Source organism: Bacteroides neonati (assembly GCF_000499785.1).
Lineage (GTDB): Bacteria > Bacteroidota > Bacteroidia > Bacteroidales > Bacteroidaceae > Bacteroides > Bacteroides neonati.
The window spans coordinates 408,046-425,053 of sequence record NZ_HG726023.1 but is presented as its reverse complement, the minus strand read 5'-3'; the positions used below and the strand labels follow the sequence as shown (position 1 = coordinate 425,053).

At 39.8% G+C, this 17,008-nt stretch carries 10 protein-coding genes; 4 read left to right on the top strand and 6 right to left on the bottom strand.

Going from position 1 to position 17,008, the window contains the following annotated elements; all coding sequences use genetic code 11:
• Positions 1-36: 36 nt before the first annotated feature.
• A complete protein-coding gene (locus TY03_RS14365; protein ID WP_081713107.1) occupies positions 37-3,237 on the bottom strand; it encodes a SusC/RagA family TonB-linked outer membrane protein in 3,201 nt (1,066 codons plus the stop codon).
• A gap of 359 nt (positions 3,238-3,596) precedes the next feature.
• On the opposite strand from TY03_RS14365, the gene TY03_RS14360 reads away from it, so the two are divergent.
• A complete protein-coding gene (locus tag TY03_RS14360) occupies positions 3,597-7,634 on the top strand; it encodes a two-component regulator propeller domain-containing protein (protein ID WP_042371136.1) in 4,038 nt (1,345 codons plus the stop codon).
• A 108-nt stretch (positions 7,635-7,742) separates the two neighbouring features.
• Complete coding sequence (gene lacZ4, locus TY03_RS14355; RefSeq protein ID WP_042371420.1) at positions 7,743-9,782, top strand: beta-glucuronidase LacZ4; 2,040 nt, start codon at positions 7,743-7,745, stop codon at positions 9,780-9,782.
• A gap of 48 nt (positions 9,783-9,830) precedes the next feature.
• Here lacZ4 and TY03_RS14350 read toward each other — a convergent pair whose 3' ends face one another.
• The 4 genes from TY03_RS14350 to TY03_RS14335 form a co-directional block, all read right to left on the bottom strand.
• Positions 9,831-10,451, bottom strand: coding sequence for a DUF417 family protein (locus TY03_RS14350; protein ID WP_042371134.1), 621 nt, complete (start codon positions 10,449-10,451; stop codon positions 9,831-9,833).
• Positions 10,452-10,513: 62 nt separating this feature from the next.
• The gene (locus tag TY03_RS14345) at positions 10,514-11,377 is read right to left on the bottom strand and encodes a helix-turn-helix domain-containing protein (protein WP_042371132.1); all 864 of its coding nucleotides are present in this window, start codon (positions 11,375-11,377) and stop codon (positions 10,514-10,516) included.
• A gap of 14 nt (positions 11,378-11,391) precedes the next feature.
• Positions 11,392-11,985: a TlpA family protein disulfide reductase gene (locus TY03_RS14340; RefSeq protein WP_052332502.1), complete on the bottom strand. Its 594-nt coding sequence runs from the start codon at positions 11,983-11,985 to the stop codon at positions 11,392-11,394.
• A 2-nt stretch (positions 11,986-11,987) separates the two neighbouring features.
• A complete protein-coding gene (locus tag TY03_RS14335) occupies positions 11,988-13,274 on the bottom strand; it encodes an L-cysteine desulfidase family protein (RefSeq protein WP_042371129.1) in 1,287 nt (428 codons plus the stop codon).
• Positions 13,275-13,561: 287 nt separating this feature from the next.
• On the opposite strand from TY03_RS14335, the gene TY03_RS14330 reads away from it, so the two are divergent.
• Positions 13,562-14,665, top strand: coding sequence for a PCMD domain-containing protein (locus TY03_RS14330; RefSeq protein ID WP_042371416.1), 1,104 nt, complete (start codon positions 13,562-13,564; stop codon positions 14,663-14,665).
• Between the two features lie 2 nt (positions 14,666-14,667).
• On the top strand, positions 14,668-15,453 hold the full coding sequence (locus TY03_RS14325) for a porin family protein (protein ID WP_042371128.1): 786 nt from the start codon (positions 14,668-14,670) through the stop codon (positions 15,451-15,453).
• 99 nt (positions 15,454-15,552) lie between these two features.
• Here the strand turns inward: TY03_RS14325 and TY03_RS14320 are convergent, their stop codons facing one another.
• Positions 15,553-16,746, bottom strand: a complete 1,194-nt coding sequence (locus tag TY03_RS14320) for an ammonium transporter (RefSeq protein ID WP_042371126.1) — start codon at positions 16,744-16,746, stop codon at positions 15,553-15,555.
• Positions 16,747-17,008: the final 262 nt, after the last annotated feature.

The following is a 17,008-nucleotide window of genomic DNA, read 5'->3' as shown; positions in this document are numbered from 1 at the left end:
ATTATTATTTGATCAATCTCTCTATAAAACGAGTCATTAAAAAGTGACATTAAGCCCTACTACAGCTTGTTTTAAACTCGGATAACCCACACCAGCAACTTCTGGATCAAAGCCTTTGTATGAGGTAAACGTAAAAAAGTTTTCCAGTGATCCATAAATACGAACTCGTTCTGCAAAAATGCTACTTATCCAGTTTTTAGGCAACGAATATCCTAATTGAATATTACGAATTTTCAGGTACGCTTTGCTCATCACCCAAAAATCAGAATTAAGCATATTACGTTGTTCTGAATTAGCTAACAAACGGGGGTATTCGGCTGGCGTAGTTCTACCCTCATACCATCTTCCATCCACAATATCTTGATTTAGTGAACCTCCCCACAAAACATTGGTTGTAAACAAACTTGTTCTATATGAAGATTGAATATCAGCTACTCCCTGAAGAAGCATAGAAAAGTCAAATCCTTTCCATGAAGCCGCCAGGTTCATCCCGTACGTAATAGTCGGAGAAGCACCGTGTCCCATCACTTCTCTATCTTTATCGTCAATAATGCCATTATTATCTAAGTCCCTGTATAACAGATCACCTTTGCCAGGAGTACCATACGGGAAAACAGTCATCTTTTTCCCGTTTTCATCGACAGGGGCATTATCAAGCATGTTCTGCACTATTGCTAAATCTGCATCTGACTGTATGATACGATCTACCTTATATAAATACTTTACATTGATAGGGTATCCTTCTAGAATCATTTGATCACCGGAATAAGCAGGTACATCTCCACGGAATTTATCTACATTGTTTCTTATATAAGAAAAATTGCCTCCGATACTATAGGTAAAATCTTTCCCTATTTTATCATTCCAATTAAGTGTCAGTTCGATACCTTTATTAGTTACTTGTGCTGCATTCTGGCGGGGTATAGTTGCATTTCCCACCACCATGGGTGCAGGAAGATTGATTAAAATGCCTTCTGTACGTTTCTTAAAAATATCGATTGTTCCAGATAGTCTATTGTTCAACAATCCAAAATCAAAGCCTAAATTGGTTACATACGTACTTTCCCAAGTAAGAGCCGCATTAGCCAACGCAGTTTGAGATAATCCCATAGCCAAGGCTCTACCCAAAACATAATTAGATGAAGAGTAAAGAGATTGAGCCATATAGTTACCGTCCAAGTCTTTGTTATTACCCAAAGCATTGTTTCCCAACGAACCATAAGAGGCTCTTACTTTCAGATTATCCAACCAACGAACTCCCTTCATAAATGCCTCTTCTGAAACACGCCAGGCACCAGAGAAAGAAGGGAAATAGCCCCAACGATTACCCTTAAGAAAGCGGGAAGATCCATCGCCACGGAAGTTTACTTCTAACAGATATCGACTATCCCATGACAGGTTCAATCGAGCAAAAAATGAACGCATAGCCCATTCTTTTGCATTCCCGTCCGATTCAGAAGGTCCAACTGCTCCATCTATCACAGATAGCGAAGGGTCTATCAAGTCGTAACGTGTTACACCAAACGACTCTTGTCTAAACTGCTCCTGACTAGCTCCAATCATCATTCCTAGATCTAATTTATCATTGATCAGACTAGTTTCATACAAGGCAGTGGCATCCATAAAATTACGAATTCGCTTTTCATTGGCATTATATACATTTGTTCGTATTTGTCCATCCGAAAAAAGTTTATCGTTTAAAAAATCGTATTGAGGAACGGCTACAGGCTTTGTATTAATACTATTATCATAGAATTCATAGACATAAGATCCCTGCACGGTTAAACCTTTAAAGGGATTCAACATTCCATATAAGCGAGCTTTTATATTATTTGTTTTTACATTTCCTTCAATGCTGCGAAGTCGAAAGTAAGGGCTATTAATACTCTGAGGATTTTCCTCCGGATTCATATTGACGCCTAATCTTCCTTGATCATCCATGAGCGGAGTACCAGGAAGACAGCCCATATAATTAAATGCGCGATCCACAAAATCACCATCTTCACCAGGATATGGGGCTGCTGTTGCATCAGAAGAAGAAGTATAGCCGCTCAAGTTCGTTCCTACTTTCAACCAGTTATTCACTTTCACATCAACATTCGAACGCAAATTATATCGTTCATGTCCAGAATTAATTAATACACCGGGATTTTTCAAATAATTAAAAGAAGTGAAGAAAGTCACCTTTTCATTTCCCCCACTGACAGACATATTGTGCTGCTGAGATACTCCCACTTCAAAAATATCCATCAAATCCGTATTAGGATACAACAATTTATTCGGATTATTCTCATTACTTCGCCATAGGTCTATCATTTTTTTAGAATAAGGCTCAACTCTCTCGCTGTTTCGCGATGCTTCATTCATATATTCCATATAATTGGCATAATTACTTACCATATTCACATTGTCACGAATCGATTCAAACGAAATATAACCATTATAATCGAGTGTTATTTTTCCCGACTTTCCTTTTTTCGTGGTAATTAGGATAACACCATTCGCCGCACGTGAACCGTAGATGGATGCAGAGGCTGCATCTTTCAATACAGAAATATTCTCTACGTCTTGTGGACTAATAGAGCTCATACTACCCTCTACACCATCGATAATAACCAAGGGAGAAGAGTTGTTTAATGTACCCTGTCCACGCACTGTAATCGACGCATTACCATTGTTTGAAGGTTTATTATTGCCAGAGTTAACATAAACACCAGCAGCTAGTCCGGCCAAAGCCGAAGAAATGTTGGTCACCGGCCTACTTTCAGTCATATCTGACACATTGACTGACGACACAGCTCCAGAGAGATTAACCTTCTTTTGCGTGCCATATCCCACTACAACGACTTCTTCCAATGTTTTGGTGTCCTCCTTGAGTGTAATATTCAGATCGTTTCGACTACCTACTACTAATTCTGTATTTAAGAAACCTATATAGGAAACAATTAACACAGCATTATTAGGTACAGACAGAGAAAAGTGTCCGTTCAGATCAGTGATCACACCATTGGTCGTTCCTTTCACAAGAACATTCGCACCAATGACAGGTTCGCCCAAAGCATCCTTTACTATACCTTGAATTTTACGTGTGTCCTGCTGAACAATTCCAGACTCATTTTCAGATGTAATTGCTGCACTTACAACAGAAGAGGTGATCGGATTTAATCCCATTACCCATATTAGTGCCAGCTTAGTGAAATGGTTTTTCAGTGGTAGGCAAAGAATGAATCCTGCCATCTTGTTTTTTTATTCATACTTATTAGATAAATGTTTTTAATTCGCTCTCCTACTAACTTAGGATTTATTATAACACTTGAATTTAATGTTTATTTCATACGCATTTGTTTTAGATTACACATACTTCATAATTACAACGACAAAGGTAAAGGCAAGAACAACCTCCACAACATGTAATTCGTACAGAAAAAAAGGACTTTTATACAAAACAGTACTATTCTCACAAACTCCTCTTTCAAAAAACGACTACAAAGTATACAAGTAAACACTGATTATATTAATTTTGTATTTAATCAATATCACAATACAGCAAAACACCAATTAATGGTCCGACGTCATATCCCAAAGGAGATTTTATTATGAAAAACACCCTCTTTCTTTTTATGTTATTTTCTTGTTTAGGCCACAACTTACTTGCTCAAGGATTATTATTTAATCATCTTAGAGTCGAAGACGGACTTTCACAAGCTACCGTTTACTCGACTTATCAGGACGAACTAAACAGAATATGGATAGCTACTCGCGATGGCCTAAATCTGTATGACGGGAACAAGATAGAAGTATTTCGTCCCAGCGTAGGAGATAGTGTCGGGCTCCTAGGGAGCAATATGCAATATGTTTGCGGCGATCAAAAAGGACATGTATATATATGGTGTATGGCGGGACTTGTAATGTACGATCTAAAAACATTGCAAATGAAACCGATCCTAAAAAAAGGAGTCGATTGTATCACATACGGTACTGACCGCCTATGGGTAATCGAGAATCAAGATATTAAATATTTAGATCCCAAAACTCTAACCCTCAAAACATATCTGAAACTTGGCTACAATGATATCGGGTGTATCAAAGAAGCTCCCGATGGAAAGCTCTATATCGGCACAACCTCCAACGGCGTGTACATTATTGACCAACATAAAAAGAAGTCCAATCTCTTACCTGGTGTACATGTAGTATGTCTATACATAGACAAATACACCAACTGCTGGATAGGCACGCTACGCGACGGACTCTTTAAAATCGACACGAAACAGCAGATTACCCATTTCAAAAACGATCCTAACAACCCAAAATCGTTGTCTGATAATTATGTCAGAGCCGTCTGCTTAGATAATTTAGGAGATTACTGGATAGGAACTTTTAAAGGTGTTGACCGCCTCAATAGCCGAACAGGTGAGTTTAGCAACTTTGATCACACCATAGATGACCCTTATAGTATCGGAAATTCATCGGTATGGAGTATAACCAATGATCGACAAGGCACTTTATGGATCGGTACTTTCTTTGGTGGAGTCGATATCCTGAATCCAGCCTACTCTTTTAAACAATATTACCGGGTAAAAGGAGATAAGAATGGGTTGAGTGGATCTGTGATTGGCAATATAGCCGAAGATCGGGAGAACAATCTCTGGATATGCACAGAAAATGGGGGGCTAAATTATTTCGACAGAAAAAAGAATAAGTTCACCTCATACACACATGACCCTAAAAAAAGCGGTTCCATCTCTTCAAATAATATCAAATCAATCTATCTGGATGAAAAGAACAAAGCTCTCTGGTTGGGAACTCACATGGGAGGGCTTAACCGCTACGACCTTAGTACTCGACGTTTTGAACGAATAAAGATTGGAGATAATCCTTTAAATAATGATTATGTAAGATGTATAGTTCCCTATCAGGATGACCTATATTTAGGAACACATAATTCGATTGTAAAATACAATCGAAAAACAAAGAAATGGGCATCTTTATCACCCACCAACATTGATAAACTGCAAAACCAACAGATATGGGATATGTTCATTGACTCTAAAGATCAACTCTGGTTTTCGACTGTCTCTTCTATGTATCGATACGATTTAAAGAAAGAGCAACTGACTCGCTATATTTATAACCCTTCAAATCCCAGAAGTATCGGCTACTGTTTTTCTAATACATTCTTTGAAGACAAACAAGGCCGTCTGTGGATTGGATCATCGGGCAATGGACTGAGCCTATATCATCCCAAAACCGACGATTTCACTCATTATCATACCCAGAATTCACAATTAATCGACGATTACATATTAGATATCAACCAAGCCGCATCAGGGTGCTTACTCATCGCAACCAATAAGGGGATCTCTAAGTTTGACACTCAAAATCTTTTTTTCACTAATTACAACAATAAGAACTATTTCCCTTTTGCTTCCCTCAACGAAAGTAGCCTGTTTATAACCCGTAAGAACGAAATTATTGTTTGTAGCGTCAATGGACTGGTGATATTAAATGAAAAGGATTTAGAGATAAAACCTCAAAAATATGATATCAACCTCACTAATTTATATGTAAACAACACCCTCGTAGTACCCAGTAGCGAAGCAATATTGAAGCAAGCTCTCCCCTTTACGAAAGAAATTACATTAAACCATAGTCATTCTGTGTTTTCGGTCGAATTTGCATTGACTAACTACATCAGATCGATCCAGCCGACTGTCTATTACAAACTCGAAGGGTTTGATAAAGAGTGGGTCAAGGCCAATGCGAGAAACCTAATTACTTATACCAATCTGACAGCCGGTAACTATACCCTACATATACGAACAAGCAATAATGACTCGAGTAGCGAAACCATCGCTACGACACAACTTAACATCATCATTCTTCCCCCCATTTATTTAAGATGGTATGCTTATTTATTTTACTTCATTACATTTGCAAGCATTTTTTACACCTTACTAGCTAATTATATATCAAAATTACAGCTAAAGGCATCGCTCGCTTATGCCACAAGAGAACAAAAACGCATGGAGGAGCTCAGCCAGATTAAACTTAACTTCTTCACTAACGTATCACATGAGTTCAGAACTCCTATCACACTAATCATTTCACAACTGGAATCTATGCTTCAGATAGATAGTATTCAGCAAAGTGTACACAATCGCTTGGTTCACATACTAAAGAATGCCGAAAAAATGAAAATGCTGATCAATGAGTTACTCGATTTTAGGAAACAAGAACAAGGATACATGAAGTTAAAGATACATGAACAAAATATCATTGTCTTTTTAAATGCTATTGTAGGAATGTTTCAAGAATATAGTCAAAGTAAACACATACGTTTTTCTTTTATCCACACGGAAGAAGACATAAGAGTTTGGTTCGATCTCAGCCAAATGGAAAAAGTATTTTATAATCTATTATCCAATGCATTCAAATTTACTCCGGAAAAAGGAGAGATTTCCATTTCAGTCGAGCACATAGAGGATACAGTCGTAATCAAAATCAAAGATAGTGGGATCGGTATTAGTCAAGAAAATATCGAGCAGATATTCAATCCGTTTTTTCAGGTCGAAGGAACCATCTCTACATCTTCCATCAATCAAGGTACGGGTATTGGACTCTCTCTATCCAAAGGAATTGTAGAGGAACACAAAGGAACGATATCCGTTCAAAGCGAACTAGGCGCAGGCAGCACTTTTAAGGTTACTCTGATGCTGGGACGCACACATTTCGATAAGAACAAGATCATAACATGCGAACAAGAAGCATCGGAATTGCAGCTGAACCTTTCAACGATCGAGCACCATTTTATAACCGAAATCAAAGAGGTACAAAATGAAACTGCTACCTCACAGAAGGTATCAATACTTATCGTTGAGGATAACAAAGAGCTACTACAAGTTTTAGTTGAAATGTTTACTCCGATCTACACGATACATACAGCTACAAATGGTTTGGAGGGATATGAAAAAGCCATTCACCTACAACCCGACATCGTACTGACAGACGTAATGATGCCACAAATGACCGGAACAGAAATGTGCCGCAAAATTAAAAACAATGTAAAAACCTGCCACATCCCTGTGGTCTTGCTTACAGCCCGTTCAACAATCGAGCATACCATCGAAGGATTACAAACGGGTGCAGATGATTACATATCAAAACCTTTCAACAATAAAATACTTATTATACGATGCAATAACCTTATCAATAGCCGTAGATTGTTGCAATCACAATTCTTTAAAAGTGCAGAAGTACAACCCCAAACTCTTGCAGGAAATGCATACGACCAAGAGTTATTGGAAAAGGCAATCGCCATCATCGAAAAAAACATAAGTAACGAACAGTTTAATATCGATATGTTTGCACAAGAAATGTGTCTAGGACGAACGAATTTATTCAGCAAAATCAAAGGATTAACCGGGCAAACACCCAATGATTTCATCACCGGTATACGATTAAAGAAAAGCCTTTCTTTAATCATTGAAAAGCCACAAATGCCAATCAACACTATCGCCACCACATTGGGATTTAATGACCCACCTTATTTTATTAAACGCTTCAAGAAAATGTATGGAATCACTCCTCTGCAATACCGAAAAACACAGTTAAATACACCGTCGGAAGATATATAAACATTATTATAGTACTTATTTACCATTTTAACGGATTATTCGCCTATTAGTGTAAGACCTTTAGCAATATTTTTGTGGCTATTATTTTTAATTTAACATCCATACATGATGAAACAAATGTACATAGTAACAATTTGCCTGTTATTCTTTTATACAACGGTAGATTTGCATGCCCAACGAAACACCATTCTATTAAATGACAATTGGCAGTTTCGATTTTCCCACCAAGTTAAATCGAATCAAACCGAACGTGTTAACCTACCTCATACTTGGAATGCACAAGATGCCCTAAGCGGTAAAACCGATTACAAAAGAGGGATAGGTAATTATGAAAAGCCACTGTTTGTATCCCCAGACTGGAAAGGGAAACGGTTATTTCTTCGCTTTGAAGGCGTCAACACTGTAGCCAATCTTTTTATAAACGGTACGCACGTAGGCGAACATCGGGGAGGTTACGGCGCATTCACCTTCGAGATTACGGATCGAGTAACCTATGGAAAAGAGAACTCTATCCTAGTACGTGTCAATAACGGCGAACAATTAGATATCATGCCGTTGGTAGGCGATTTCAACTTCTACGGAGGAATTTACCGTAATGTATATTTACTCGTCACCGAAGAGGTATGTATCTCACCTCTCAACTATGCTGCACCCGGAGTTAAACTAATTCAAGATAGTGTGAGCAAACAGTTTGCTCGTGTGCGTACAGAAATAGACTTGTCGAACGGTGCAAGCAATAGCAAAAAGCTTGAAGTCAAGCTACGATTATTCGATGGTTCTAAGATCGTAACCGAGAGTAACCGCAGTGTACAATTAGCGGCCAAGACTATAAGTAAAGAAGAAATTACACTAGAGTTGCAGACCCCTCATTTATGGAATGGACGACAAGATCCTTTTCTGTATCGGGCGGAAGTAACCATTAGCCACAACGGAGAAGTAATTGACCAAATAACTCAGCCGTTAGGACTACGTTTCTATCATATAGATTCCAATAAAGGTTTCTTTTTGAATGGCACACACCTCCCCTTACATGGTGTTTGCCGTCACCAAGACCGCAGTGAGGTAGGAAATGCACTCCGTCCACAACACCACGATGAAGATCTGGCCATTATGCTGGAGATGGGAGTCAATGCCGTTCGTTTGGCTCATTATCCACAAGCAACCTATTTCTACGATTTGATGGATCGTAACGGGATTATTGTGTGGGCAGAAATTCCTTTCATCGGCCCAGGTGGATACGGCGATAAAGGCTTTGTGGACCAGCCCTCCTTTAGAACCAATGGTCAAGAGCAGTTAAAAGAATTGATACGGCAACATTACAATCACCCGTCGATCTGCATGTGGGGTATATTTAACGAGTTGAAAGAACCTGGTGACAATCCGGTAGCCTACGTAAAAGAGCTAAACGAGCTGTCTAAGCAAGAAGACAATACGCGCCCTACTACGGCAGCCAGTAATCAGGGGGGGAGTTTAAATTTTATTACCGACCTAATTGCCTGGAACAAATATGAGGGATGGTATGGTGGCACACCTGCCCATTTAGGGAAATGGCTGGACGAAATGCATAAAACGCGCCCCGACATACGTATTGGTATCAGTGAATACGGTGCAGGAGCCAGTATTTATCACCAGCAAGACTCACTAACGAAAACAGTTCCTACCGCATGGTGGCATCCCGAAAATTGGCAAACATACTATCACATCGAAAACTGGAAAGAGATTAGCTCTCGCCCCTTTATATGGGGAAGCTTTGTTTGGAATATGTTCGACTTTGGAGCTGCACACCGCACTGAAGGTGATCGTCCGGGAATCAATGATAAGGGATTGGTTACATTTGACCGTAAGGTTCGCAAAGATGCCTTTTATTTCTATAAAGCCAACTGGAACAAAAAGGAACCGATGATCCATCTATCTGGGAAACGCAATATTATTCGCAAAAAAAAGGAACAAACAATCCAAGCCTTTACTACCGCTGCTGGTGCCGAATTATTTGTGAATGGACAAAGCCAAGGCAAAGCGGTAACCGATGCTTATGCTACTCTTACTTGGAACAATATCAATCTAAAGTCCGGTAAGAATGAAATCAGGGTGGTAACTACCGACAGAAAAGGAAGCCTAAGCGACAGTTTCCATTGTAGGTTAGAGTAGTATTAAACACATCGGACTCCAACGAATCGTTCGTGGAGTCCGATACTATTATTTCATCTTCTCCAACAGTTTTGCCGCCGAATTAGATAATAGTATAATGGCTCCGGACAAAATCGCCAAGTCTTTTATAACCAATCGTCCTGCACCAGACAGCAACGGAAAACCAAATTCACCCGATCCTAAGTTAGGTACCCAAACCTCAGGTGTAGTAACCAGAAAAGACAATGTTCCAAGAGTCATGATAATACAAAGAACCTCCCCTATCATGCCAAGCTTCGTTGAGAAAAAGCCTAAAAAGACCAATACACCAATCGTCACAATTAAGAGCCCTAGACCAATAGCAAAGCTATAGGTACCATTAGCTTCGTGCCAGACTGTTTTTTTAGCATCTGTTGCTCCTTCGGGTAGTTTATTGAGCATATAAGCTTTTACCTCCTTACCACTGTCGGTGATTACTTTGTCATTGGCATGAGTATAGAAGAAACTCATAAAAGGGCTATTGGCAACAAACGGCACAATACCATTGGCCTCATACTGATAAATTTTCAATCCCCCTATCCACACAAAAATAACAAGGATAGCTACTCTCATCGCTCCGTATCCAAACTCTTTGGCCGAAGCTGCCACTCGAAGAAAATGCTCAAAAAGAGTCTTCATTTTAGTATTCATAATCAAATCATTTTTATTATGATACAAAAATAGTGCTATTCAAGCTACCGGTTCATAACGATTTACCCCTTTGATTGGGCAATATTTCCCATTCGTGAAGCTTCTACCTCCTTTTTAAAGTCGGTAATACTTTTACTGGACATTTTTTTGAAGAAACGGCTGAAACTTGACAAGTCATCATAACCCAATGCGTAAGCGATCTCCGAGGCCGATTTATCGGTCCGCGATAAAAGTAGCTTAGCCTCACTGGCAATGCGTTGATGAATAATTTGAATGGGCGAAGGAAGATCATATTCGGCAAATTGATTGGTAAGTGTCTTTGGCGATTTATGCAGTAGTTCCGCATAGTTCTGTACCTGCTTCTTCTCCTTAAAATGCTTATCAACGAGCACATAAAATTGGCGTACCAGATCAAACCCTTGTTCTGTCCTTACGTCGACTCCTATTTGTGCTCTGGCTATACGAGTACAGATGATGATAAAATGCTTAAGCATGATGCGCAACACCTCCTCACGCAGGTTGTCCTTCTCGGCAAACTCTCGCTGCAAGGCATTAATCAGATAGTTCAATGCATCGACCGTATCAGCAGTCAACTTTAATTTATGCTGATGCGATGTACCGTGAAAAAGCACTCCCGAGCATGATACCTCGTGATCATTGCCATAAATACAATAAAAACTACTGTTGAAACTCAGCACTGCAAAGCTTCCATCTACGCTCTTAAGCACAGTGTCGTGAAGATCGGTAAGTACCAATACCTCGCCTTCAGCAATGGTTATATCGAGGTAATTGACATTCACAACGATCGTTCCATGCATTACATAGAGAAAGCGATAAAGCGGCTGATTGACTATCTCGGCCAAGTGGGGATCCGAACTGGTATACAACGAAATCACCCCTCCTATTTTTCCATTCTCGTACTGCATCCGTATTATTGATATTAAAGGTTCTCTTTCAATTTCGCTTCAATGGTATGCTTTAGCGTATCATTGGTTCCGGTTACCACGGCAAATACCTTGCCTTCCTTATCTAATATGATAGTAGTAGGCATAATAACGATACCGAATTCCTGAAACAGCGGCAATGCATCGGTTAGCTGGTGATAGAGATAGGGAGTTTGTTCCACCACCTTTTTTATCTGCGCTGCGTCATTGAAGGTACAAGCAATGAAGTTGACATCTGAGAACTTCTCCAAGAGCTTGTTCAACCAAGGAATCTGACGTACGCAGGGGGCACCTTCGGTGTGCCAGAAGTTGATTAACGTCACCTTTCCCCGTATGTTTTCGTTCGTCCACAAGACTCCATTCAAATCCTTATAGGCAAAAACGGGGCAAGGCTTACCACCCCACCTGTCCCAGATTGTGCTACTATGAGCCAAACGCTGACGTTTGATCTCATCGATCGCATTATCCCGATTAAACATAACCTTACCACTCCTCTTTTCTTTAAGAAGTGCAGGCAACTTATCGGTTTGAGCCCTCAATATAGGTACAAATAGTATAAGTAAACAAAAAGTACCGAGCATTTTTTTCATAATCAACAACCTTTGTGAGTCATAATATCGAGCACGACTCGATCTGTCTCATTCATTCCTTGCGAACCGATACGAGTCAGGTTACGGATGCTCTGATCTACATCTTCATCAATAATACCCTCTACAGAGGTAACACAGCGATTTTCCATAGCCATCATAGCCGAAAGCACCGCAGTCGACACCCCGGTAGTCACCTTCAAGGCGCAACTGGGTTTTGCCCCATCGCAAATCATTCCGGTGAGATTGGCTATCATATTCTGTACAGCAAAGGAAACCTGCTCATATCCACCTCCCATCAGCCATGTAATGCCGCAACTCGAACCGGTAGCAGCAACAACACAGCCACAAAGAGCCGATAAGCGTCCTAAGCTCTGTTTGATATAGATCACCGTGAGGTGACTTAACATCAATGCCCGAACCAGTTCATCTTCCGATTTCCCGTTTTCTTCGGCATAAACGACCACGGGCAATGTAGCCGATATACCTTGATTTCCGCTGCCCGAGTTGCTCATGACAGGAATCATAGCACCCGCCATACGGGCATCGCAGGCTGCCGAAGTATAAGAGAGAATGTGAGAAAAAACACTATCACCCATGATGGTATCGCTATAAGAACCGGATAACATCTTACCCAATGCGTGCCCGTAGTTACCTTTAAACGATTGTTCGGCTGCCGCTTTATTGACTCGGGCCGTTTCAAGAATGAAACGAATCTCGTCGAGCGGAGCAGTAGTAGCAAAATCATAAATCCTGTACAGGTTGAGTTCGACAGACTGATCTTTGGCCTCTTCACCAACCACTTGTTGCTTGTTAAGCAACACTTCGTTGTTTCGAGCCACATAAACGAATGTGGTATGCCCACCGGCAATAATGGCTGTGGCCGATTGGTCACCAGCTTTGCAAACAACCTCGATATATAGTTTCTCAGTGATGTCTTCTTTCAGAGAAATGCAGATACGCTTTTCATCAATGAAGCGTTTGCCTTGTTCCACTGTCTCGAAAGTACAGTCTTTTAGTACCTCCAACTGATAGGCTGATCGCCCGATAATAGCTCCCAGCGCAACAGCAATAGGAAGTCCGATCATCTCGGTACCCGGTATTCCGACTCCCATCGCATTTTTGAGTATATTGGCACTGAGTTTCACCTCAATCTTTTCAGGTATTACGCTTAGTATTTCGGTTGCTTTGGCCACACAAAGGGCTACTGCTATAGGTTCGGTACAACCGATAGCCGGAACCACTTCACGCTTTACCAAAGCTATTATTTGTTTTCTTTCCGATTCTGTCATGGTCCTGTTTGTTTTTTGTTGCTACAAATGTAGAAAATTCTGGCTTATTAATGAGTAAAATGGATAAATAAAAGACAGATACCCATATAAAGAGAATAAAAGCAACTCAGCCAATCGGCTGGGAACTTGGATAAAAGGCCAATTGACAAGCAATTATTCGTTGTTATAATGAAAGATAGCTAAAGAAAAAATATCAGATTTCAAAAAAGAAACTTAACTTTGCACCCAAGTTTTCTTCGTAAGATAAACGAAACTAAAGAATGATTATTAACCCAAAACAGAATCGAATGAAATTGAAAAATCTGTTAGCTTATTTCTTTTTAGGATTGATAGCAACATCGTGTATACAAGATGAAGCTCCTAATGCAGAAGCAGATATAATAAGTTGTACGTTACCTGGCGATGTATTAAATCAGGAGCCTGTTATTAACAATGATAAAATATCCCTAAGACTCAGAAAAGGAACGGATATAACTCGATTAGCCCCAGAGTTTACATTAACTCCCGGAGCGACTATTTCGCCGGTGAGCGGATCAGTTCGTGACTTCACTGTTGCTCAAAAGTATATAGTTACCTCGGAAGATAAAGCTTGGAAAAAAGAGTATGAGGTTAGTGCCATACATACAGGTATTCCTTCGCGTTACCATTTCTCTGACACGATCCCGGTAAAAGATAAGAAAGGCAAGACGATCTATTACAACTTTCAAGAGAAAGATTTAATAGGAAACGTGCTGAACTGGGCAAATGCAAATGAGGGATTTAATTATACCGGGGTACAAGCTGCCGCAACAGATTACCCCACAAGCCCATCTCCCAACGGAGTGGTAGGTGGTTGCGTAAAATTAACCACAAAAAGTACCGGGAATTTGGGCGCCATGCTAAAAATGTATATTGCTTCTGGTAATCTGTTCATGGGAAGTTTCACATTAGATATTGGCAATGTATTGAGAGCGACGAAATTCGGAGTACCGTTCACCTATATTCCAACTTCTTTTAAAGGATATTACAAATACAAATCGGGAGACGTGTTTTCTGTTCAAGGAAGCCCGGTAGAGGGACGTAAAGATATTTGCGATATTTATGCCGTATTCTATGAAACTGATGACAATGTAAAAAACTTAGATGGCACCAATGTATTTACCAGCCCCAATTTAATCTCCGTGGCACGTATCACCAATGCCAAAGAAACAGACCAATGGACTGAATTCAATCTTCCATTCAAATTGCTCCCAAATAAGAAAATAGATTCTCAAAAACTGGAGAACGGCGGATATAATGTTGCCATTGTATTCTCATCAAGTATCAAAGGTGATTTATTTGAAGGAGCCGTTGGAAGTACCTTATATATTGATGAAGTTGAATTAAATTATACAGACCAAATACCTAATTAGTTATGAAAAAGAATGGTTTTATTATTGGTTTACTCATTTTGCTGGGTAACGCCACGCAGATACAAGCTCAAGAGGAGAGAAACCACGGTATTATTTGGTCTTCTTTACATGGTTTAGAATATCAAGTTAAAGCAGGTTTTAATATAGGCGGAGCTTCTCCGCTCCCACTGCCCAAAGAGATTAGATCGATTGATGGATATAGCCCTAACATCTGTTTTGCCATCGAAGGAAACGTGACCAAATGGTTCGGTTATAATAATAAGTGGGGAGTTATTGTAGGAGCGCGTTTAGAAACCAAAGGCATGGAAACTACAGCTACAGTCAAAAATTATAGTATGGAAATTATTGGAGACGGTGGCGAACATTTAGCAGGTTACTGGACGGGAAAGGTAAAAACTAAATTTAAAGCTTCTTATCTATCAGTTCCAATTCTGGCTACTTACCAATTAAGCCCACGTGTTAAACTGAATGCAGGTCCGTATTTTTCATATTTAACAAGCGGCGATTTCAACGGATACGTATCGGATGGTTATCTTAGAAAAGGTGATCCAACCGGTACAAAAGCAGAATTTAAAGATGGAGATACTGCACCTTATGATTTCTCTAAAGACTTACAGAAGTTTCAATGGGGAGTGCAAGCCGGAACTGAGTGGAAAGCATTCAAGCATTTAAATGTATATGCAAATCTGGCATGGGGGTTGAATGATATTTTCAAGGAAGAATTCAAAACGATCACTTTTGCCATGTATCCCATTTATTTAAATGTAGGCTTCGGATATGCATTCTAAATAAACCGTCTTTATAATAAAGAAGGAGATAGTTGAAAACAATCTCACAAAACAAAGGCTTACATCTTCTATTTGGTGTAAGCCTTTGTTTTGTGAGATTCACGCTTTTTCGGTTAAGTACTCTTTATCCAAACCGGACTCCTGCACCTTCTCGGGAACTTTTATATCGAAAAGACTGTCACATACTTTAAATATCAACCAACATACAATAACGGTATATATAACAACGATACACACGCCCAAAAGCTGAATAAGAAACTGGTCTAAGCCACCTGCAATACCATTCACTTCTTTAACAGCAAAAAGACCGACCAATAGCGACCCTGTTACACCCCCCATTCCGTGAACACCCCATACTCCAAGAGCATCATCCCACTTCATTTTACGGGCAAACGCCAAGCAGCAATAGCTTACCAAAGCGGCGATAATTCCGATGGCAACAGCTCCTTGCGGGGTTACATAACCGGCGCAAGGGGTAATCGTAGCAAGTCCGGCAATGGAGCCCGTAGTAAGCTCAATGAACGAATACTTCTTATCGCGGATATACGATATTATCACCCATACTATCGTAGCAAAACCTGCTGCAATACCGGTATTTGTAAAAGCGATTGCAGCGGTCTGACCACTTGCCAATGCACCCCCCGAATTGAATCCAAACCAACCGAAAAGTAATATCACTGCACCAATGAGCACCAAATTGAGATTGCTATAATCGCGCTTAGGAATTACATAACGCTTACCGAAATAAAAAACGCCAACCAATGCACTGAATCCTGCTGTTGCGTGAATCACCGTACCTCCGGCATAATCAACAAAACCCATCTTAGCAAGAAAACCTCCGCCCCATATAATATGAGCAACAGGAAAATAGATAAGTACCATCCATAATACCAGTACTGCCACCCAACCACTGATAGTGATACGCCCCGCAATAGCTCCTGTCATCAACGGTGCAGTAATGATGGCAAACATTAACTGATACATAAAGAACATCAAAAAGGGAATAGTTGAACCGTAAGCCGGATTCACGGCAAAATCGACACCACGAAGCATAAAATACTCACCGGGATTGCCTATTATTCCTCCAATATCCTCGCCAAAAACCATCGAGAAGCCGCCTAAAGTCCATAAGACGGTTACTACACCTATAGCAATAAATGTATACATCATCATTGTCAGACTATTCTTTTTAGGAACAAGTCCACCGTAGAAGAAGGCCAATCCGGGAATCATAAAAAAAACCAATACGGTCGTTATAACCATAAAGGCAACATTACCTGTGTCTGGAATCATAATTATAGCGTTTAAAGTATATCACTATTAGCATAAATATTACTACTTATTTCTCCTTCTAACGGGCGGCAGAGTATAAGTTATACAAATGGTATACAACCTTTTACTTGTTGATTTGCTAAAAACAGAAATAATATAAAATTTGTTCAGGCCAATCGGTATATTTACACGAAACGTTATTTAGGCAAGTTTGAATAATGAAAAGCTTTAGTTCTTCGAAAAACCTTAAACGAAATCACTCTTACAAAGAATTATTATTTAG

Excerpts from the sequence above, each read along its gene's own strand:
- TY03_RS14365 (WP_081713107.1), bottom strand. The coding sequence starts at position 3,237 with ATGGCAGGATTCATTCTTTGCCTACCACTGAAAAACCATTTCACTAAG.
- TY03_RS14360 (WP_042371136.1), top strand. The coding sequence starts at position 3,597 with ATGAAAAACACCCTCTTTCTTTTTATGTTATTTTCTTGTTTAGGCCAC.
- lacZ4 (WP_042371420.1), top strand. The coding sequence starts at position 7,743 with ATGAAACAAATGTACATAGTAACAATTTGCCTGTTATTCTTTTATACA.
- TY03_RS14350 (WP_042371134.1), bottom strand. The coding sequence starts at position 10,451 with ATGAATACTAAAATGAAGACTCTTTTTGAGCATTTTCTTCGAGTGGCA.
- TY03_RS14345 (WP_042371132.1), bottom strand. The coding sequence starts at position 11,377 with ATGCAGTACGAGAATGGAAAAATAGGAGGGGTGATTTCGTTGTATACC.
- TY03_RS14340 (WP_052332502.1), bottom strand. The coding sequence starts at position 11,985 with ATGAAAAAAATGCTCGGTACTTTTTGTTTACTTATACTATTTGTACCT.
- TY03_RS14335 (WP_042371129.1), bottom strand. The coding sequence starts at position 13,274 with ATGACAGAATCGGAAAGAAAACAAATAATAGCTTTGGTAAAGCGTGAA.
- TY03_RS14330 (WP_042371416.1), top strand. The coding sequence starts at position 13,562 with ATGAAATTGAAAAATCTGTTAGCTTATTTCTTTTTAGGATTGATAGCA.
- TY03_RS14325 (WP_042371128.1), top strand. The coding sequence starts at position 14,668 with ATGAAAAAGAATGGTTTTATTATTGGTTTACTCATTTTGCTGGGTAAC.
- TY03_RS14320 (WP_042371126.1), bottom strand. The coding sequence starts at position 16,746 with ATGATTCCAGACACAGGTAATGTTGCCTTTATGGTTATAACGACCGTA.